17 protein-coding genes are annotated in these 18961 nt (G+C 53.5%); 11 read left to right on the forward strand and 6 right to left on the reverse strand.

The annotated features are described in order from the left end of the window. The first annotated feature begins 9 nt into the window (after positions 1-9). Positions 10-1497 carry a sucrose-specific PTS transporter subunit IIBC gene (locus tag KP014_RS10850; protein ID WP_051500370.1) on the forward strand — a complete coding sequence of 496 codons (1488 nt, stop codon included), beginning with the start codon at positions 10-12 and terminating at the stop codon, positions 1495-1497. Positions 1498-1672: 175 nt separating this feature from the next. Here the strand turns inward: KP014_RS10850 and KP014_RS29070 are convergent, their stop codons facing one another. Next, positions 1673-1807 carry a hypothetical protein gene (locus tag KP014_RS29070; RefSeq protein WP_281426460.1) on the reverse strand — a complete coding sequence of 45 codons (135 nt, stop codon included), beginning with the start codon at positions 1805-1807 and terminating at the stop codon, positions 1673-1675. A 452-nt stretch (positions 1808-2259) separates the two neighbouring features. On the opposite strand from KP014_RS29070, the gene KP014_RS10855 reads away from it, so the two are divergent. From KP014_RS10855 to KP014_RS10890, 8 genes are all read left to right on the forward strand, one after another. Continuing rightward, positions 2260-3612: an FAD-dependent oxidoreductase gene (locus KP014_RS10855; protein WP_246590698.1), complete on the forward strand. Its 1353-nt coding sequence runs from the start codon at positions 2260-2262 to the stop codon at positions 3610-3612. After that, positions 3609-4550, forward strand: a complete 942-nt coding sequence (locus KP014_RS10860) for a carbohydrate ABC transporter permease (RefSeq protein WP_036593835.1) — start codon at positions 3609-3611, stop codon at positions 4548-4550. Before KP014_RS10855 ends, KP014_RS10860 begins: the two co-directional genes overlap by 4 nt. Positions 4551-4571: 21 nt before the next feature. Next, positions 4572-5408 (forward strand): carbohydrate ABC transporter permease, encoded by an 837-nt coding sequence (locus tag KP014_RS10865; protein ID WP_036593832.1) that lies wholly within the window; start codon positions 4572-4574, stop codon positions 5406-5408. A 139-nt stretch (positions 5409-5547) separates the two neighbouring features. Then, on the forward strand, positions 5548-6906 hold the full coding sequence (locus tag KP014_RS10870; RefSeq protein WP_036593828.1) for an ABC transporter substrate-binding protein: 1359 nt from the start codon (positions 5548-5550) through the stop codon (positions 6904-6906). A gap of 172 nt (positions 6907-7078) precedes the next feature. After that, entirely contained in the window at positions 7079-8827 is a 1749-nt protein-coding gene (locus tag KP014_RS10875) for a sensor histidine kinase (RefSeq protein WP_090834768.1), read from the forward strand. After that, positions 8802-10379 (forward strand): response regulator transcription factor, encoded by a 1578-nt coding sequence (locus KP014_RS10880; RefSeq protein WP_036605260.1) that lies wholly within the window; start codon positions 8802-8804, stop codon positions 10377-10379. Before KP014_RS10875 ends, KP014_RS10880 begins: the two co-directional genes overlap by 26 nt. Before the next feature lie 30 nt (positions 10380-10409). Continuing rightward, complete coding sequence (locus KP014_RS10885; RefSeq protein WP_090834769.1) at positions 10410-12503, forward strand: 3-keto-alpha-glucoside-1,2-lyase-like domain-containing protein; 2094 nt, start codon at positions 10410-10412, stop codon at positions 12501-12503. 72 nt (positions 12504-12575) lie between these two features. Further along, the gene (locus KP014_RS10890; RefSeq protein WP_090834770.1) at positions 12576-13322 is read left to right on the forward strand and encodes a hypothetical protein; all 747 of its coding nucleotides are present in this window, start codon (positions 12576-12578) and stop codon (positions 13320-13322) included. Positions 13323-13338: 16 nt separating this feature from the next. Here KP014_RS10890 and KP014_RS10895 read toward each other — a convergent pair whose 3' ends face one another. The 5 genes from KP014_RS10895 to KP014_RS10915 form a co-directional block, all read right to left on the reverse strand. Next, on the reverse strand, positions 13339-14493 hold the full coding sequence (locus KP014_RS10895) for an MFS transporter (protein WP_036595414.1): 1155 nt from the start codon (positions 14491-14493) through the stop codon (positions 13339-13341). Then, on the reverse strand, positions 14490-14891 hold the full coding sequence (locus tag KP014_RS10900) for an STAS/SEC14 domain-containing protein (protein WP_051500064.1): 402 nt from the start codon (positions 14889-14891) through the stop codon (positions 14490-14492). The genes KP014_RS10895 and KP014_RS10900 overlap by 4 nt, the downstream gene beginning before the upstream one ends. Before the next feature lie 123 nt (positions 14892-15014). Beyond that, positions 15015-15614, reverse strand: a complete 600-nt coding sequence (locus tag KP014_RS10905) for an NADPH-dependent F420 reductase (RefSeq protein ID WP_036595416.1) — start codon at positions 15612-15614, stop codon at positions 15015-15017. Between the two features lie 51 nt (positions 15615-15665). Next, on the reverse strand, positions 15666-16418 hold the full coding sequence (locus KP014_RS10910) for a 3-oxoacyl-ACP reductase family protein (protein ID WP_036595418.1): 753 nt from the start codon (positions 16416-16418) through the stop codon (positions 15666-15668). Positions 16419-16642: 224 nt separating this feature from the next. Further along, positions 16643-17230, reverse strand: coding sequence for a TetR/AcrR family transcriptional regulator (locus KP014_RS10915; protein ID WP_036595420.1), 588 nt, complete (start codon positions 17228-17230; stop codon positions 16643-16645). A gap of 357 nt (positions 17231-17587) precedes the next feature. Between KP014_RS10915 and KP014_RS10920 the strand changes: the two genes are divergently transcribed. Both KP014_RS10920 and KP014_RS10925 read left to right on the forward strand, forming a co-directional pair. Next, the gene (locus KP014_RS10920; RefSeq protein WP_051500065.1) at positions 17588-18052 is read left to right on the forward strand and encodes an MFS transporter; all 465 of its coding nucleotides are present in this window, start codon (positions 17588-17590) and stop codon (positions 18050-18052) included. A 279-nt stretch (positions 18053-18331) separates the two neighbouring features. Beyond that, the gene (locus KP014_RS10925; RefSeq protein WP_216700495.1) at positions 18332-18925 is read left to right on the forward strand and encodes a TetR/AcrR family transcriptional regulator; all 594 of its coding nucleotides are present in this window, start codon (positions 18332-18334) and stop codon (positions 18923-18925) included. The last annotated feature ends 36 nt before the right edge of the window (positions 18926-18961 follow it).

An 18961-nucleotide genomic window follows, 5' to 3' on the forward strand; every position in this document is an offset into this window, starting at 1 on the left:
ATCAGAATAATGACTAACCACAAATTCGAACGAGCTTCACAGCAAATTCTAGCTGCCGTTGGCGGATCTGAGAACATTATCAGTGCTGCGCATTGCGCGACCCGCCTTCGGTTGGTGTTAAAAGACGAATCCACTGTCAAGGCAGAAGAACTGTCAAATATTGATCTTGTAAAAGGCCACTTCAGCAATGGAGGACAATATCAGGTTATTATCGGTGCTGGTACGGTCAATGAAGTGTACCACGCTTTTGTTGAATTAGCAGGTATTAAAGAATCTAGTAAAGATGAGGTTAAAAAAGAAGCCGACAATAAAATGAATGTGGTCCAAAGGCTGGTGAAATTGTTGTCCGACGTATTTGTCCCGATTATCCCGGCACTGGTAGCCGCCGGTTTATTGATGGGTATCAACAACGTTCTAACATCCAGCGGATTATTTTTCAAAGATAGGTCTTTAGTTGATGTGTACCCGAACATAACCGATCTTGCGAACATGATCAATGTGTTTGCTAATGCAGCGTTTGTGTTCCTGCCGATATTAATAGGATTCTCCGCAACAAAAATGTTCGGAGGAAACCCTTATTTAGGAGCTGTCATGGGAATGATCATGGTGCACCCGGATCTTTTAAATGCATATGGATACGGGCAAGCTATTTTGAATAATAAAGTGCCGGTATGGAATGTTTTTGGACTTGAAATTGAAAAAGTGGGCTATCAAGGAACCGTGTTTCCTGTTTTAGCTGCTTCATTTATCCTGGCGCGAGTCGAGAAAAATTTACGTAAAATCGTTCCGTCTTTTCTTGATAACTTATTAACTCCGTTATTAACGGTATTTATCACAAGCTTTCTTACGTTTACTGTAGTTGGCGGTATAATGAGATCTGCCGGGAATCTTTTGGCTGATGGAATGGTTTGGCTGTATGATACACTTGGTTTCTTTGGTGGAGCAGTTTTTGGATTGATTTTATCTCCTTTGACATTAACGGGTATGCACCATAGTCTTCTTCCGATTGACATTCAGTTAATTGCTGCTGGCGGTTCATTTTTACTGGCACTTGTTTCATGCAATAATGTTGCCCAGGGAGGCGCGACATTTGCGGCCATGCTGCTGACAAAAGACGAAAAAATGAAAAGCATTGCGGTTTCTTCCGGAATTTCCGCCCTGCTTGGCATTACGGAACCCGCGATGTTTGGCGTTAACCTGAAAATGAAATATCCATTTTATGCCGCTATGATCGGTTCAGCTTTTGGATGTGCCTTTGTAGCATTCAATCACATTTTAAACGCAGCCCCCGGACCTGCTGGACTGATCGGGTTTGTCAGTATTCAAGCTGGCAGTGTGCTGAACTTTTTAATTGCCGTCTTGATTTCTTTTGTATCGGGATTTGTAATAACGATCATTTTGTCAAAATCAAAAAAACTGAATACAGAATTAAAGCGGGTGAGTAAATCGCTCCCTAATAATGGTAGTTTTATCCAAAATCAAATAAAAACGAATTAATAGGCTCGTTTTATCAGATTGACCAGAAACCTGCGTCTTTTAGATGCAGGGTTTCTTGTTCAGTACTACCGGTTAAGAACAAAGTATAATAAAGGGGGTTATCCCCCTTTTCCCCTCAGCAGGCAGATGATGCCTGCTTTTTTTGCGTCGTTGTGCCCAGTTAAGCACGCATTTTCTAGCTGGTGAAAGCCCGGTCGCGGGAGTGGCCAAGCCCCCATGTAGCTCGGATGCCTGCGTATGGCGAAAGCAGTGCGTAGACGACAAAAGTACCTGTCAGAGACAGGGCGAGCGACAAGCCAGGCCGCAACATAAAGTGAATCCTGCCGCGTCGTCAAAAAGGCCTCGCAAGAGGGGAAAGAGGAAGCCGAGTCTTGGGCGTATGGACGAAGGCAATGGAAGCTGCTGGGTACTTGGAGCGGCAGCGAAGAATCCTCCGGCGTAAGGGGAACGGCATGGTTTGAAAGAAAGTGCAGTGATACTTAAGAGACCCGCTATTGTAATCTGCATGCCGATGAATGACGAACATCGGAAAGCCGTATGAGGGAAAACCTCAAGTACGGTTTGATGAGGAGGGGCTGGGCTATTACCAGCCCTTTACTCTAGTTTACCTGCCCCAAGGTCAAAAAAATACACATCAACCGGTATGAGAGCTATACCGTATTTTGGACCGCCGGTTGCTATAATGGGGTCGAGTAAAAGCGGCGGACCGCGCGCTAAGCGGGAATCCGCCGGGAAAGCGAGGCTCGTATGGATAGCTACAGAATGAAGAGCAGGGAAATCCCGCTGAATACTTCCTATGAGGTGATCGTCGTCGGGGGCGGACCGGCGGGCTGCACCGCCGCGGCATCGGCCGCGCGGGAAGGGGCGAAGACACTGCTGATCGAGGCCACCGGAAATCTCGGCGGGATGGGAACGTCGGGGCTGGTCCCGGCATGGTGCCCGTTCTCGGATAAGGAGAAAATGGTCTACCGCGGGCTGGCGGGGAAGGTGTTCGAGACGCTGAAGGCACAAATGCCCCATGTGAAGCCGGAGGCGCTGGACTGGGTGCCGATCGAGCCGGAAAAGCTGAAGGTTGTCTATGACGAACTAGTGACGGAGGCCGGCGCCGATGTGCTGTTCCTGACGTCGCTGGCCGAGGTGGAGACGGACGGGCAGGGGAACGTGACGGCGATTGTCGCCTTGAACAAGGGCGGGCTGCAGGCGTTCCGGGCACCGGTGTATATCGATTGCACGGGTGACGGGGATGTCGCTGCCTGGGCAGGGGCGGAGTACCGGAAAGGCGACAGCGCCACCGGCGATCTCCAGCCTGCAACTCACTGCTTCATCCTTGGCAATGTAGACGAATACGCTTATCTGAACGGGCCGCTTCTCCATAAAGAGAACCCGCGAAGCCCGATCCATGAAGCGGTGGCCTCGGGCCGATACCCGGACGTACCGGACACGCATCTCTGCAACAATCAGATCGCGCCGCGCGCCGTCGGCTTCAACGCCGGCCATCTGTGGCAGGTGGACAATACGGATGCCCATTCCGTATCCAAGGCGCTGATCCGGGGGCGGAAAATGGCCGCCGCCTACCGCGACATGCTGGCTGAGATCCAGCCGGCCTCCTTCGCGGGCGCCTATGTCGCCAGCACCGGCACGCTGATGGGCACACGCGAATCGCGGCGGATCATCGGGGATTACGTGCTGACGGTGGATGACTATGTCTCCCGCCGGAGCTTCGAGGATGAGATCTGCCGCAACAGTTATTTTATCGATGTGCACGGCACCGAGAAGGAGGAGAAGAGCGAGGGGGTCTCGGCGCAGACGATTACGCTGTACGGGCCGGGCGAATCGCACGGCATTCCCTACCGCTGCCTGACGCCGCGCGGTCTGCGCAATGTGCTGGTGGCCGGGCGGTCCATTTCCTGCGAGCGCCGGGTGCTCGGCAGCGTCCGCGTCATGCCGGTCTGTCTCGCGATGGGTGAAGCCGCCGGATTGGCCGCGGCGCTCGCCGCCTTGGCGGACGGTGATGTGCATGCGGTCGATGTCGCAAGGCTGCGGGGCCGTCTGCGGGAAGAAGGGGCCTATCTGCCGGTAATGTCTGCCGCCGCGAACAGGGGAGATGTGAGATGAGCCAACATGCAACCGTACAGAAGCAGCTGGCGGCCAGAGAGAAGAAGACTTACTGGACGCGCCGGCGGCGCGAACAACTGGCCGGCTGGCTGTTCATCGCGCCTGAGGTGATCGGCATGCTCGTCCTCGCTGTGTTTCCGCTCATTTTCAGCTTAGGCCTCAGTCTGACCGAGTGGAACCTGGTCGGCGGCCTGTCCGCCATCAAGTTTATCGGACTTGATAATTTTGCCGAGCTGTTCCGGGACGACCGGTTCCTTCAGGCGCTGAAGAACAACATCGGCTTCACCGTCGGCACCGTGCCGGTCACGATGCTGCTCGGCGTCGTCTTTGCCGCGATCATTCACAAGAAATTGTACTTCAAGAATTATTTCAAGGTGGCGTTCTTCGTTCCCTATATTTGTTCGACGGTCGCGATTGCCGCGGTGTGGTCGGCGCTCTATCATCCATCCAAGGGACCGCTTAACCAGCTGTTGATCCAGCTTGGCGCCTCTGATCCGCCGCGCTGGCTGGTTGACACAAGCTGGTCGCTCGTCGCAATCATGGTGATTTATATCTGGCAGCTGCTCGGCTACCAGATCATCATTTTTATGGCGGGGATGACCAATATCCCGGATGAGCTCTACGAGGCCGCGACGATCGACGGCGCGACCGGCATCCAGCAGTTTCGGCGGATCACGCTGCCGCTGCTTGGGCCGACGACTTTTTTTCTGGCGATTACCAGCATCATCTCTTCGTTCAAGGTATTTGACATGATCAAGTTCCTTACCAATGGGGGACCCAATTATTCCAGCACGGTCATTGTATACCAGATTTACGAAGAAGGATTTCAGCATTTCCGGATGGGCTACGCTTCCGCTATGTCCTGGATATTGTTCCTGATCATTATGCTCGTGACTTCGCTGACCTGGATCACCCAGAGCCGGAAGGTTCATTATTAATGTAGAAAGGACTTCGCGCAAATGACGATACGAAAAATCAAGCTTGGGCCTATCGTACTGACGGTGCTGTTCGGCGCGCTCTCGCTCTTCTTCCTGCTGCCGCTGGCCTGGATGATGTCTGCAGCCGCCAAGACGGAGAAAGAGGTCTGGACGTTTCCGATTCAGTGGATTCCCGAGGATTGGCATTTTGCCGAAAATTTCAGGACCGTCTGGATGGGGGACGTCTCCTTCGGCCTCTTCTATATGAACTCGATCAAAATCGCCCTGATCTCCACGCTGGCTACGCTCATCGTCTCCGCCATGGCCGGCTATGCGCTGTCCAAGCTCGAATTTACGGGGAAGGGCCTCATCTTCAGCGCGATGATGGCCTTCATGATGATCCCGGAGCAGGCGACGCTCGTTCCCCGCTATATCATGATCAAAGAAATGGGCCTGTACGATACACATGCCGCGCTGATTCTGATGGGCATGTTCTCCAGTTATTTCACCTTTTTGCTGCGGCAGTTCATGATCGGGGTGCACAATGATCTGCTGGAGGCGGCCGAGTTGGACGGCGCCGGGTTCTTCCGCATCTTCTGGAGCGTCATGCTGCCATTGAGCCGTCCCATTCTGGCCACCGTCGGCATCATCAAGTTCATTTGGACCTGGAATGACTACCAGGGGCCGTTGATCATGCTGAATTCGACCAATCTGTATACGATTCCGCTCGGCATGCAGTTTTTCAAGGAGGAGTTCGGAACTACGATTTCGGTGATGATGATGGCTTCGCTCGCGGCCATTATCCCGCTGCTCGTGCTTTTCCTGGTACTACAGAAGCAGGTGATCCAGGGTATTTCCATCGGCGGGGTCAAGGGATGAGCGAAGGGGCCCGCCTAGCGGGACTTTCGCCGCAGCAAAGTCAAAAATATCTACACCCGCACCACAAGACTATACACGGTACGTACGGCCGCGGGGTAGTATAATCAGATTGCATCAATGAAATGAAGGGGGAAATGGTATGAAGAAGCCTGCATTATGGTTGGCCTCCCTGCTGCTGACGTTCTCGGTTACCGCATGTTCCGGGGGAGGGAACACTCCGGCCGCAAGCGACAAAGGGGCTGCCGCCGATCCGGCCGCGACAAGCCAGGCGAACACACCCGCGGAGAAAGAAAAGATCAAATTTTACACCTTTAAGTCCAATAAACCGGAGGAGCCGGCGTATCAGGCGGTTCAAGCCTACAACCAGTCGCAGGACCAAGTAGAGGTGGAATATATTTCGCTTGTCCAGAACAGCGACAGCACGGAGTTCCTGAAGAAGCTGGATGTTCTCGTTGCCGGCGGAGAAGTTGTAGACGCTTTCATGACCGGGAATGAGGAAGAATTGATGGAGAGAGCTTCGCGTGGAGTTGTGGAACCGCTTAACTCGTATTTTGAGGCAGAGGGTGTCAAGCCGGAGGATGAATATTTCAAGGTGCTCAAGCTGGATGGCAAAATCTACGGGCTGATGGGCTCTGCCACACAGTGGTTTACGGTCTTCAACAAGAAGTATCTGGATGAGGCCGGACTTTCGCTTCCGGAAATGGGCTGGACTTGGGACGACTTCCGCGATTACGCCAAAAAGCTCACGACCCCGGATCATTTCGGAACCTATTTCCACACCTGGGGCGAATATGCGAACATCATCGCGTACACCGAGCATCCGAATCCGCAGCTAAGCGCCGACCTGAAGCCGATCTTTGAGGACCCCTCCTTCCGTTATTTCTTCAACCTCCGCCGCGCCATGGAGAAGGAAGACAAGAGCGCCGAGCCTTATGCGGATGTGCTGGCCTCGAACTATCATGTGCTGCAGCAGTTTTTTGCCGGCAAAGCCAGCATGCTGGCCGTTCCAAGCTACGCGGTCCGGGCGGGCCTCAACCTGGAGAAATTCCCCCATGATTTTCAGATGGTGTACGCACCGCTGCCGCGTTCCGTGAACGCAACCGATGTAGGGATGACGAACATTTCCGGCGGTGGCCTGGCGATCGGCGCCAAGTCGGAGCACAAGCAGGCGGCATACGATTTTATCCGCTGGATGACTAAGGAATCCTATAAGTACACGCAGGAAATTCCGGCGCTGAAAAATGTCGACGGCAAGGCGCTGCTGGAACAATTTTTCAGCGGGAACAAAAACTTGATCGATACCGACTCGCTCGCCAAAACCTTGTTCGACAGCCGCAACAAAATGCCGGAAGGCACCTTCACCGTTCCCTACGGCAGCCAGCTCAAGACGATTGTTGAAAATTCCTTCGCCAGCTATATGCTGGACAATCGCAAGTTCGATGATGTTAAGGCGGAAATGACGGCCGAAGTCGAAAAGGTAGTGGCCGCCAACCGGTAAACGGCCGTATATAGATAAGCTGCCTTGTTCCCCGCAAAGTAATCGCATGGAAGCTTCGAAGGTGCCATGAGGCATTATTTTGCGGGACGATTTTAACCGGAATGTCATACAGGCGCACAATAAGGGTTTATAATGGCAGTATAACGATACTTTGGGAGAAGGATGACCCGTTATGCAATGGATGAGCCGTTTCTCCTATCATCGAAGGCTGCAGTTCTCATTCCTGGCCCTGATTCTGCTGCCTTTTGCCGCCGTGACCTTCTGGTCTTACCAATCCGTACGGCAGAACGTAAGCGACAAGATCCTACGCACCAACGAAGAGACGATCACCGTCATCGCCAATCAGATCGAAAAAACGATCGACAGCATCTCCTTCGCATCGCTCTATCTCTCCGAAACCTATGATCCCGAAGTCCTGAACAGTCTGCGCTACTTAACGAACGCCGAGAGCTTCGGTGATTATAAGTCCTACATCCATCAGGCCAAATTGAAATCGATAGGCGGTATCCTCACGATCCAGGCGCTCGACGCGGACCTGGAGATTATGATCGTCAACCGGAACAACCGGATTATCATGGGCAACCTGGACCGCCCTGTCTTCTCGAAAGTGCCGGACCGTTTCCTGCAGGAGAGCGGCAGGCTGAACCCGAGAGAAGAGACAGTACTTCAGTGGTTTCCCTACCGGGAAAGCGACTCTGTCCCTGAGTACTACTATGCCGCCCGTTTCATCTTCGATCCGCGTAATCATGAGAAGCTGGGCACCCTGTTCATCGGTATTCCCCGGCATTATTTCGAGAATCTGCTGGATACGGGCAACGCTTCCGTCGTCATGTCGCTGGTCGATTCGGCGGGGGAGACGATCGCCGTACGCCGGGGAGGCGAGGCGGTGGACCGGAAGAAGCCGCTGCGGAGCGAGGTGCAGATCGCAAGAACCGGCTGGCTGCTGTCGATTGAGCTTCCCCGCAGCTCGATCGACAGCCATATCAACCGGGAGTTTTTCGTGTCCATCTCGGTGTTCGGCGTGTTTTTTCTAGCCTTTCTGGTGCTGTCCATGTTCTGGGCAGGGTATATAAACAAGCCGATCAGTCTGCTGCGCGCCAGCGTCAAGCAGTATGTCGGCGGCAACCGGGGCGTGCGGATTCCGGTCAAGGGCAAGGACGAGGTGGCGATGCTGTCGGCTGCTTTTAACCAGATGCTGGAGGATATCAACCAGCTTCTGCATCAGGTGGAAAGCGAGCAGGAAGAGAAGCGGAGACTTGAGCTTCGGGCGCTGTCGGCGCAGATCCGGCCGCATTTTCTGCTCAACACGCTGAATTCGATCAAGGTCAATCTGCTGATGGCCGGCGATACCACCCACGGGGCGATGATCGACGCGCTGATGAAGCTGCAGCGGGCCTACGTCCATGCCGATCAGCCGCTGCAGCTTGCCGAAGAGTGTGCCATCCTTGGCAGCTATGTGCAGGTGATGCAGATCCGCAACCGGCTGGACATCGCCTTTCACTATCGGCTGGAGCCGGGAACGGAAGAGCTGGAGCTGCCGAGGCTGCTGCTGCAGCCCGTCGTCGAGAACGCGATCGGCCACGGCTTCTCGGCCCGTCCCGATCATCCTCGCATCGAGCTGGAATCACGCCTGAACGGCGGCATGCTCGAAATCGCGATCTCCGACAACGGCCGGGGAATGCCTGAAGAGGCGATCAAGCGGCTGGGCCGCCTCCTGTCGGGCGCGGAGCCCGAGCTGCCGCAGCCGGAGAAGGGTGTGGGGCTGATCAACACGGCGCGGCGGCTGCAGGTGCTGTACGGCTACCGGTCGCGGCTGACGGCGGCCGCGAACCCGGACGGCGGCATGATCTTTACATTCTATATTCCGGTGACGGGCGGCAAGGAGGTTTCTTCGCATGATGACGGTCATGTTGATCGATGACGATGTGCCTATGCTGGACTATGTGAAGCATTTGCTCGGCCAGCTTGATCTCGAGCTTGAGCTGGCCGCCGCGGCTTCCGGCAGCGAGCAGGCGCTGGAGCTGTTTCATGACTGCCTGCCCGATCTGGCGATCGTCGATATCGGACTGCCCGGCATGGACGGACTGGAACTGGCGGAAGCGTTCCGCATGATGAAGCCGGAGGTGCGGCTCATTTTCCTGACCTGTTATGAAGATTTTCATTATTCCAAACGGGCGATTCAGCTGGAGGCCGACGATTATCTCATCAAGGATGAACTCACGCCGCAGCAGCTCCGGGACAGCGTCGGCAAGGCGATGGAGCGCTTCCGGAGACGCCGGGAGATGCTGGAGCGCTACTCTTTCCAGCAGGCGATTGAGCGCAACCGGGAGGTGCTCAAGCAGAATTTCCTGAAGCAGCTGCTCTCCGAAGGCGGGGAATGGGACAATATTCTGCTGTTCGGCGAAAGGCTCGGCATTTCCTGGAAGCTGCCCTATCTTCGCCACGGCTTTCTGCATATCGACGCAGCATCCGTCGTCGGACGCTACCGGTACAAGGACATTCCGCTCCTTCATTTTGCCGTCGGCAACATCGCAGCTGAGCTGTCCTCCGGTCCGGCATCGATCACGGCGCTAATGGATGGAGAGGCGGACATTTATTTGCTGTGGAACGTCGAAGACCGGAACGTCCCGGAATGCGAGCTGATCAAGTATATGTTGTCTGTCCGGGAGAAGGCGGAGCAGTATCTGAAGGTCAGCGTGCGCGGCTTCTACGCGGCGGAGGCGGTTCCGGTCCGGCAATTCGTCGAGACCTACAAGCAGTTGGCGGAGTACCGCGACCACAGCTTCTATGGACCCGCCCTGCCGGCCGTGATGCTGAAGCCGGACCGTACGTTTCTACTGGCGGCCGAATCAAAACCGGAGAAAGAGAAGGCGATGCTGTCGCTGGCGCTCGAGGAAGACAATGCCGCCTGGATCGACCTGGCCGTAGGCAAGCTGCTGCAGCATGCCGAAGCGGAGCATTGGTCGCCAAGGCTGCTTAAAGAAACGTACGCCGATTGTGTACGCCGGATGGCGTCCGAGACGAACGGAACGGCGGAGGAAGCATTCTTCGTCCACTTAAGCTGGTCCCTCCGGGCGGAAGAAGCGGCGCACCTGACGAAGCGGGAGCTGTGGAAGCTGTGGCGGCATCAGGCGCTGACGCCGATCAGCGATCTGGAGAAGGACATTCGGCTTCAGGCCATCGACGATTTTCTGCGGGAGCATGTCGACCGGACGATAACCTCGGTGGACATGGCGGAGCATCTGCACCTTAACCCGAGCTATTTCTCCCGCTATTTCAAACGGCTGGCCGGAATGAAATTTACGGATTACGTCAATAGCTACAAAATCTCCATCGCCATCTCCATGCTTCGCCGGGAGAACGAGACGGTCGAAAATGTAGCTTATACGCTCGGGTTCTCGGACCGGGCTTATTTCTCCAAGGTCTTCAAGAAGTACAGCGGCAAGAGCCCCAGCGAGTTCAAGAATGTGTAGAACGGGGCTAGAACATTAGGGGGAATATTTATGAAAGCGGTTACTATAAAAAGATTTCTGCTCTTCCCGCTCATCGCTGCGCTGATATTCGGGCCGTTCGGCCTAATGCCGGCGGGCCGGGCCGCAGCAGCGGGCATGACGTATTATGTGGACGCCACGGCGGGAAGCGACGAGAACGGCGGCACGAGCACAGATAGTCCCTGGAAATCGCTCGCCAAGGTCAATTCGGCCGTGTTCGGTCCAGGCGACCGTATTCTGCTTAAAGCCGGTTCGGTCTGGAGCGATACCTATCTGGACCTGAAGGGATCGGGCGTGGAAGGAAGCCCAATCGTGGTCGACCGGTACGGAACCGGGCCCAAACCGCTGATTAACTTCGGCAATACGGCGGTGGGCGGCGAAGGGTTCGGCGTCCGCCTTAAGAATGTATCGTACTGGGAAATTAACAATTTGGAAATAACAAGCGGGCAGCACGCGACCGACATGCGCCGAAGCGGCATCCTCGTCGTCGGTGAAGGGGCGGGCGCCGGCGCGTTCAAGCATATCTATATCCGGGGCAACGACATCCATGACGTATTCGGCACGGACCGGAGAACCGGAGGCATCAATTTTCACGCCCGCGGCGGCAATACCGATCCCGAGAGCACCTGGGATGACGTGCGGATCGAGGACAATACGGTGATCAACGTGGCGGATACCGGCATTCAGGTAATGACGGATGCCTTCGCCAATACTTCTTGGGCCCATAAGCAGGACGCCTTTACCCATTTGATTATAAGCGGCAACTATGTGGAGAAGATTCACCGGGACGGGATTCTCGTCCGTGCCGGCGTCTCTCCGCTGATTGAGTACAACACGACGAACGAGATCGGCGTCAGCTGTGACGTCAACAGGTCGGTGGTCAATTATCTGGATAACATCGGTTTCGTCGCCGCCCAGTGGGCTTATTACACTACCGGGGCTGTCTTCCAGCACAACGAAGCGTTCAATACCCGGGTTCTGCAAGGAGACGGCCAGGCTTGGGATTTCGACATCAAGGTGAGCGACAGCATCTATCAATATAACTTCAGCCATCACAACGAAGGCGGCGCCTTGCTGGTTATGGACAGTACGAACAACAATATTTTTCGCTACAATATCAGCCAGAATGATTACGACGCCTTCGGCGCGTTCCATTTGAGACCGGGCGGCGGCAACCTGTATATCTACAACAATGTTATTTACCGCGACCACGGTGTTACGTCGGCTCTGACCCAATCAAGCACGAGTGGAATGGCTTATTACAGCAACAATATTTTCTATAACGCCGCCGGGGGAACGTACACGAACAGCAATTACGTGAAATACAGCCACAACCTGTTCTACGGCGCTAATTCGAACGTGCCGAATGACCCAAGCAAGGTTATGGCTGACCCGATGTTTCTTGACGGCGGCGGCGCGTCCGGCATCGACACCGCTTCGGTGTACCAACTGGCTGAAGGCTCGCCGGCCATCAATGCCGGTGCCGTCGTATGGGGCAACGGCGGCGCCGATTTCTTCGGCAATCCGCTGTACAGCGGGGTGCCCGACATCGGCGTATACGAAGCCCCGGGAACGGCGGGCCCTGCGGGGGCGCTGCTTAATGACGATTTCGAAGACGGAACGGCGGACGGCTGGGCCACGGTCGGAGGAAGCTGGGATATTGGGACCGAGGATTCGCTGGTCTACGCCCAAAATGGCCTTTATGGGGAATCAATCGCTTTCGCCGGCGAAGCCTCCTGGACCGACTACAGCCTTGAAGCGGATGTGAAGTTAAAGAAGCTTGGCGGCAATGGCGGCATTCTGTTCCGCTATCAGGATGCGAACAATTTTTATATGTTCCGGTTGAACGACACGGGCAGCACCGCCGATCTGTACAAGAAGACGGGAGGCAATCTCCAAATGCTGGCCAGCGTGCCGATAACCGTAAATCCGAATCAGGTATACAGGCTGAAGGCGACGGTTCAGGGCACAACCATTACCGGGGCCGTGGACGGCACCGACCTCATAACCTGGACCGGCAGCGGAACAGAACTCGCTTCAGGCAAAATCGGCCTGCGCGTACACTCCGGCATGGCGTCGTTCGACAATGTGCGGGTGACCGAGTAGCGGCCGGTTAAGTTGCCGTCCGCTGCGGTCAGGCGTCCGGCGGGAGGCGGGGCGAACAAGGAGGGACGAACAATGACCGTCAGAACGAAGGCGAGGGGCGGAAGCCGCAAATTCCGCCCGCGTTTGGCGGAGGGAGGATGGCACCAGCTTCAGCCGCTGGCCGCGCTGGCGCTGCTGGTGGCGCTGCTGGTGCCCGCCGCCTGTTCGCCGCCTAAGCCGCCTGCAGAAGCTGCCGTTTCCGAAGCCGGCGGCGGGGCGGCGGCGCCCGATCCGTTTACCGCCGTCGCCTGGGTGAACGGTGAACCGGTCGCGTACGGCGAATTCCGGACCCGCATGCTGGAGCTGCGGGGAGAGGTTGTCGCCGAGACGGCGAAGGGCGGCACCGACCCGGCGGCCAAGAGCTTCTGGACCTCCGACATCGGCGGCCGGACGCCGCTCGGTCTGCTGAAAGAGAAGACGCTGGACCTTCTGGTTAGGGTAAAGGTCCAGCAGATTGCCGCCAAGGAAGCCGGAATCGCTGAAGACATCGGATACGAGGCGTTCCTGTCTCGGCTGGATGCGGAGAATCGGACGCGGAGCAGCCGGCTCCGGCGCGGCGAAGTGATCTATGGTCCGCGGCAGTACAGCGAACAAGCTTATTACCGATATACGCTGGCCAATCTGGAACTGGCGCTGCGTCAGCAGCTTGCCGAGGAGGAAGGCGACCACTCCGGGAAGCCGCTGGACGACAAACGCTACGAATCGTGGCTGAACCGGCAGGCGGCGAATGCCGTCGTCCAGGTGAATCCTTCCATGTACGACAAGCTGTCGGCGGAGTGATCGGAGCGTTCCAGGTTTAAATGGTGCGGAACCCAAATAATTTTATTTTTGCAAGCATACCGATAACCGCAAGCGCTAAAAACAATATACCGCCCCAGATGATCTGGTGTGTACCCATATGCAATAGAAACTGGCCTCCTGAAGCAGTACCAATCGCAATGCCCAAATTCGAGAAAGAGACGAATAAGCTGTTGGCAAATTCAGGCGCTTCAGATGCTTCGGAGGCTAACCAGTTTTGATTAATAATGAAGCCCCCGGTATGAATGAATCCCCAGACAATCACGATGATCATCATTGGAATCAAATAAGCTCCGCCCCAGAATACGATCAGATACGTGATGGCCAATACAACAGGATACAGAATGGTCGTTTTGATCACATGCTTGCTTAACAATCGGCCTGCCTGCAAATTTCCAAGAACACCGCTTGCTCCAAAAAGAATCAGCATGGTGCTTATTAATTTCCCGCTCATCTTTGTAATTTGTCCGAGATATTCCGCAAAATAGCTGAATACGGCAAACATCGCCGAAATGGTTAAGCAGACGGTCACAATGTTCAGCCATAACTGGGGTTTCGCTAATACTCCGAGCTGCTTTTTATAAGATAGTTTTGCAGTTACCGGCATGCTTGGAACCCAGATTAACAGACCGATTAACGCGATCAAATTCAGCGCGGCGGAGAACAGAAATGAGGCTTCAAGAGAAAATTGATCCGCGATAAAAGAGGTGAACGGCACACCCAGAACCATCCCCACCGTACCTCCGGTAAAAACATAGGCTGTCGCTTTATTGCCCTGTTCGCTTGGGAAAAAACTTGCCGCGGCTACGAAAGCCAGCGAGAAATAGACCGGATGAAGAAAAGCGGGCAGGATGCGGACAATCAACAAAAGCGAAAAGTTAGGAGCGATTACTGACAGGAGATTGGCGACGGCAAAAAGGGCCAGCACAGAGGCCATGATCCGTTTTTTGTTAACCCTAGTGAACAGCAAAGTCATGAACGGGCCAAAAATCGCAATCGTGAGCGCAAACAAACTGACCAGCATACCGGTCTGTGAAGCGCTAATTTGATACTTTTCTGTAATTTGAATAAAAGTGCCGATGACGCCAAATTCAGTGTTGACGATGCTGAACAGTCCGAACGCGATAATGGCAACATAATAGTAAGCTCTCATCTGACTTTATACCTCATTTCAGCAAGCCAGTTAACCGCATCATCCATATTCTGAAAAAACTTCATGTCGTACGGGAACTCTTCAATTGTGCCAACAATCCGGTTTAGGCTTGATTTGGCGACGACTTTCTCCGGCTCTACAACGGCGCAGTATTGGATGTCCGAGGCCCGCTTCACCCAATTTTGGGAAACCCAGGCTTGATCCTCTTGACTAATGACAGACATCTTGCGGTTGTCATACAGCACTTTGCTGCCATTCATTTTTCCGGCCAATTCCACTACCTTATCCATAGCGGTACGAAATTGCTCGCCTTGAGCGAATGCCTTCCATCTCACTTCAATGATTTGGACAGCTTCATTCCAGGAAATCGTGGCTTGAGGGGATTCATAATAAACCATATCTCTCACGCTCCATTGCTCATTTTTATAGTTCAAACTTTAGCAGTACGGGCGTCCAAGGAACGCTTGGATCACTAGCCACACCGGATGATCTGTTTCCCCGGACCCCGCACCTGATGAGACTTAGGACAATTTGATCAAGTTAAGAGTAGGGAGAGGGCCTCCCGGAAATTGATGCAATTTGCCGCCGTCAGCGAGACCGCCCAGATCAACGGTGGCGAATCCGATTTTGTCGTTAATACGGGTGACTTCAGCCTTGGCTGCGGCATCATCGCCGGAGATGAAGATGACGCGGCGTCCGCCGGCAGCACGCGGATCAGAGCCGAGCACAGCAGGAGTAAGCGTATTGAATCCTTTTACCACCCTTGCGCCGGGAACAAGCTCCGATACAACCTCGCTTGATGTTTTTCCTCCAAGATCGGCCACGATGAATTCAGGAGTAATAATCGGGTTCATCGCATCGATCACGATACGTCCGTTCCACTCAGGCAAATCGGAAACTGCTTCTTTCAGATGCTTCCAAGGCAGGGCAATAAGTACAATATCGGCCGCTGCGGCTTCCCGAGCGGTAACGGCTTTGCTCTTCCCTCCAAGTTTGGCAACGAGCGGAGCAAGTGATTCCGGTCCGCGGCTGTTGCTTAGGAGCACCTCATAACCTGCTTTAACGACTTGTTTGGCAAATGCTTTCCCGATTTCACCTGCGCCAATAATTCCAATAGACATATAAATTCTCCTCTCAAATTTGGGTTTTGGTTTTTAAGTTAGGACCAGGAATCAGACTGTGGTTCCGCCGTCTACGTTAATGGTTGCACCGGTCACGAAAGCGGCACCCGGAGTAGCCAGATAAGCTACCATGTCGGCGATTTCTGCGCCTGTACCGTAACGGCCGATCGGAATCAGACCGGAGACAACAGGTGCGTAAGGACCGTCAGCCGGGTTCATATCGGTGTCGGTTGGTCCGGGTTGCACGTTGTTGACGGTAATGCCGAGCGGAGCCAGGTCGCGGGCCAAGCCTCGGGTAAGTCCGGCGACAGCAGCCTTCGACATAACATAGAGGCTGTTTCCCGGGAACGGATTGGAGTCGGCGTTGATGCTGCCGATATTTACGATGCGGCCGCCTTCGCCCATTTGAGGAGCAGCCGCCTGCACCGCCGCAAACACGGCGCGAACGTTGACGGCAACCATTCGATCGAATTCTTCGATGGCAAATTGATCATAGGGCTTCAAATTTGCAAGTCCAGCATTGTTAACCAGAATGTGAATGCCGCCGAAAGCCTTTACCGTTTCAGCAACTGCGCCTTTCACGGCGATGGCGTCTCCGCTGTCAGCGCGAAGAGCCAGTGCGTGGCCGCCAGCCGCTTCAATTTCTTTCACCAATTCTTCCGCTTTTTGCTGCGCGCTTGCGTAGGTGAAAGCTACTGCCGCACCGTCGTTTGCAAGCCGTTTTACGATGGCGGCCCCAATGCCGCGGGATCCTCCGGTTACCAGTGCTACTTTTCCAGATAAAGTATTAATTGTTGTTGTCATAATAAAAACCTCCTCAAGTTTTTCGTTTTGAAACGTTCGGTTCAAAACTATGTGCTAAATATAAACTTGAGGCGTTTGAGTTGTCAAGAGGGAAAATAAAAAAGTGGAAAAGTAAAAAAACATTCATCAAGGGAACATGCATACCCACCGATTGTTCGATGGGGGCATGTTCCGATGATGAATGTTGCAGAGACAAGCAGGGGATAGGGGATATGATATCCTGCTTACGAAGGCCAAGCTTGCATCGTAATATCAATCACATCCTGCAATTCGTCGCGGGTTGAGCCATCCGCAGCCCGTATTGACATTCCTTCCGTGATGGTCATGATATAACGGGCAAGCGCCGCCGGATCAGAGCCAGCCGGCAGGTCACCGGCGGACTTCGCTTCTTCAAAGCGATGGCGCAAGGCCATTTCAGTTTCTACCCGGCGCGATGTAAGCTCTTGACGAATCACTTCCGCGTCTTCTCCGCAAGCAATGGCTCCGCGAATGGTCAGACAACCCTTCGGGGTAGAAGGATTAGTCACGGAGTCAGCAGTGACATTCAAGAGCCTTTCGACAACGGCGCGGGCTGTCGTCTCGTTAAAAGCCGCTCCTGTCAGCTTCGGCGGACCTTCAAAGTAAAGATCAAGCGCTTGGTTAAATAATTGTTCCTTACTGCCAAAAGTGGCATAGAGGCTTGATCGGTTAATCTTCATCGCTTCGGTTAAATCCGAGAGGGACGAACCTTCATAACCTTTTTCCCAAAACACCTGAAGCGCACTCTTCAATGCCTCTGTATTATCGAAGGTGCGCGGCCGTCCTGTTGCCATATGAATCTCCTCCTAACTAGATGCAGTAGGGAGCCTCTCCTTCGATTGGATTAGGATTGACACCGCTTATTATTCTGGAACGTTCGGTACATATATGAAAAATATCACGTTGCATGATTGATGTCAAGTATTCCCGCCAGAGCGTGCTGTATGTAAGTAATGGTTGGCAAAAGCCTTGCAATTACCCTGCAAATGCCCTGTGATGAAATGCCGGTTCTTTTTGTTTTTGACGAAAAAAGGTTGACAGTACAGACTTTTATGCATTAAGGTTCACTTGCGAACCGAACGTTTCAAAACTAATTTTAAGGAGTGAATGATCATGATAATATCTGCAAAAGCATTAAGAGAGGTGCATATATGAACGGGTCCATCTCGCAGTCCAGACTCCGCTTAAGTTTGTTCATCCTGTCGGTAGCACATGTGCTCCTTGGACTGGACTTCAATATTGTTTATGTGGCGCTTCCCGAAATAGGCGCAGAGCTTGGTTTCTCCCAGCAGACGCTTCAATGGGTAGTTAGCGCATATATAGTTGCTTTTGGCGGTTTCTTGCTTTTGGGCGGACGCATATCCGACCTGTTAGGCAAACGGAAAACTTTCGTTAATGCGCTGTTCATCTTTGCGGCTGCGTCATTAATGGGCAGCTTTGCAAGCAACGCCGGGACGGTGATCCTTGCGCGCGCTATTCAGGGACTTGCCGGAGCATTTCTGTTCCCTTCCATTCTCTCTCTGATCAATAGTCTGTTTGCGGCAGGCCGTGAACGGAATCGGGCGCTTTCCATATGGAGTCTTGCCGGATCAAGTGGTCTTGCATTAGGCAGTTGAACCATGCGATGGTTAGTGGAACCAGCATCACGATGTATGCCGCCGCATTTGGAATTCTAATAGGGATGCTTATCTCTTTAACTATTAAAAAACCATCGTCTCGGGCTATACATGCTGCTGAAACGAACGTGGAACAGTTAACCAGTGAGTAAACCTGCTGTCCGGTTTCGTTGTACATCTGCGGGAGATGCCGCCGAAGTGCCGGGTTATGCTTAATGGAAATAATATGATATGTTAGTGACATCAAAGACAACATATCTATGGAAAGGCTTAAACACCATGCCTGAGAATAAACATGATGCAATGGCGGCCCGCACCAAAGAGCTAATCAAGGAAACCTTCGTCCGTTTAGTTGAGAAAGAGGGCTTCGGCGGGGTGTCTGTCCGGAATTTAACTGCAAGTGCAGGGATAAATCGAGGAACATTTTATCTCCACTACAAAGATAAATATGATTTAATGGAACAAATTCAAACGGAGATTCTGGATGGCTTGCAGAAGGTCATGGTAGTGGATATATCTTCGGTTGAGCTTCAGCAAACCTATTTAGATGAACAGCCCTATGCTCCATTCGTTTGCATATTCCAATATCTGCATGAGCATGGGGGCTTAATCCGATTGCTGTTAGGTCCCAAAGGAGAATCCGGCTTCCCGGGCAAAATGAAAGAGGTGGTGAGCGAAAGCTTCTATAAGAAGCTGTTCAACCACCATACTTTTGAAAATAACCCTTCGATCCCGAAAGAATATTTGACCGCTTTCTCGGTATCCGTATTTCTTGGTGTCACGGAGGAGTGGTTAAACCAGGATCCGCCTTATTCCCCGGAACAAATAGCCGTAATTTATATCAAATTACTCTTCTTTCAGGCTTTTAGATAAATCACCCCTTGCGGCAGAGCGGCGGTCAAGCTCAAC

The sequence above is a fragment of the Paenibacillus sophorae genome (genome assembly GCF_018966525.1).
Taxonomy (GTDB): domain Bacteria; phylum Bacillota; class Bacilli; order Paenibacillales; family Paenibacillaceae; genus Paenibacillus_AQ; species Paenibacillus_AQ sophorae.

Excerpts from the sequence above, each read along its gene's own strand:
- KP014_RS10850 (WP_051500370.1), top strand. The coding sequence starts at position 10 with ATGACTAACCACAAATTCGAACGAGCTTCACAGCAAATTCTAGCTGCC.
- KP014_RS29070 (WP_281426460.1), bottom strand. The coding sequence starts at position 1,807 with ATGTTGCGGCCTGGCTTGTCGCTCGCCCTGTCTCTGACAGGTACTTTT.
- KP014_RS10855 (WP_246590698.1), top strand. The coding sequence starts at position 2,260 with ATGAAGAGCAGGGAAATCCCGCTGAATACTTCCTATGAGGTGATCGTC.
- KP014_RS10860 (WP_036593835.1), top strand. The coding sequence starts at position 3,609 with ATGAGCCAACATGCAACCGTACAGAAGCAGCTGGCGGCCAGAGAGAAG.
- KP014_RS10865 (WP_036593832.1), top strand. The coding sequence starts at position 4,572 with ATGACGATACGAAAAATCAAGCTTGGGCCTATCGTACTGACGGTGCTG.
- KP014_RS10870 (WP_036593828.1), top strand. The coding sequence starts at position 5,548 with ATGAAGAAGCCTGCATTATGGTTGGCCTCCCTGCTGCTGACGTTCTCG.
- KP014_RS10875 (WP_090834768.1), top strand. The coding sequence starts at position 7,079 with ATGCAATGGATGAGCCGTTTCTCCTATCATCGAAGGCTGCAGTTCTCA.
- KP014_RS10880 (WP_036605260.1), top strand. The coding sequence starts at position 8,802 with ATGATGACGGTCATGTTGATCGATGACGATGTGCCTATGCTGGACTAT.
- KP014_RS10885 (WP_090834769.1), top strand. The coding sequence starts at position 10,410 with ATGAAAGCGGTTACTATAAAAAGATTTCTGCTCTTCCCGCTCATCGCT.
- KP014_RS10890 (WP_090834770.1), top strand. The coding sequence starts at position 12,576 with ATGACCGTCAGAACGAAGGCGAGGGGCGGAAGCCGCAAATTCCGCCCG.
- KP014_RS10895 (WP_036595414.1), bottom strand. The coding sequence starts at position 14,493 with ATGAGAGCTTACTATTATGTTGCCATTATCGCGTTCGGACTGTTCAGC.
- KP014_RS10900 (WP_051500064.1), bottom strand. The coding sequence starts at position 14,891 with ATGGTTTATTATGAATCCCCTCAAGCCACGATTTCCTGGAATGAAGCT.
- KP014_RS10905 (WP_036595416.1), bottom strand. The coding sequence starts at position 15,614 with ATGTCTATTGGAATTATTGGCGCAGGTGAAATCGGGAAAGCATTTGCC.
- KP014_RS10910 (WP_036595418.1), bottom strand. The coding sequence starts at position 16,418 with ATGACAACAACAATTAATACTTTATCTGGAAAAGTAGCACTGGTAACC.
- KP014_RS10915 (WP_036595420.1), bottom strand. The coding sequence starts at position 17,230 with ATGGCAACAGGACGGCCGCGCACCTTCGATAATACAGAGGCATTGAAG.
- KP014_RS10920 (WP_051500065.1), top strand. The coding sequence starts at position 17,588 with ATGAACGGGTCCATCTCGCAGTCCAGACTCCGCTTAAGTTTGTTCATC.
- KP014_RS10925 (WP_216700495.1), top strand. The coding sequence starts at position 18,332 with ATGCCTGAGAATAAACATGATGCAATGGCGGCCCGCACCAAAGAGCTA.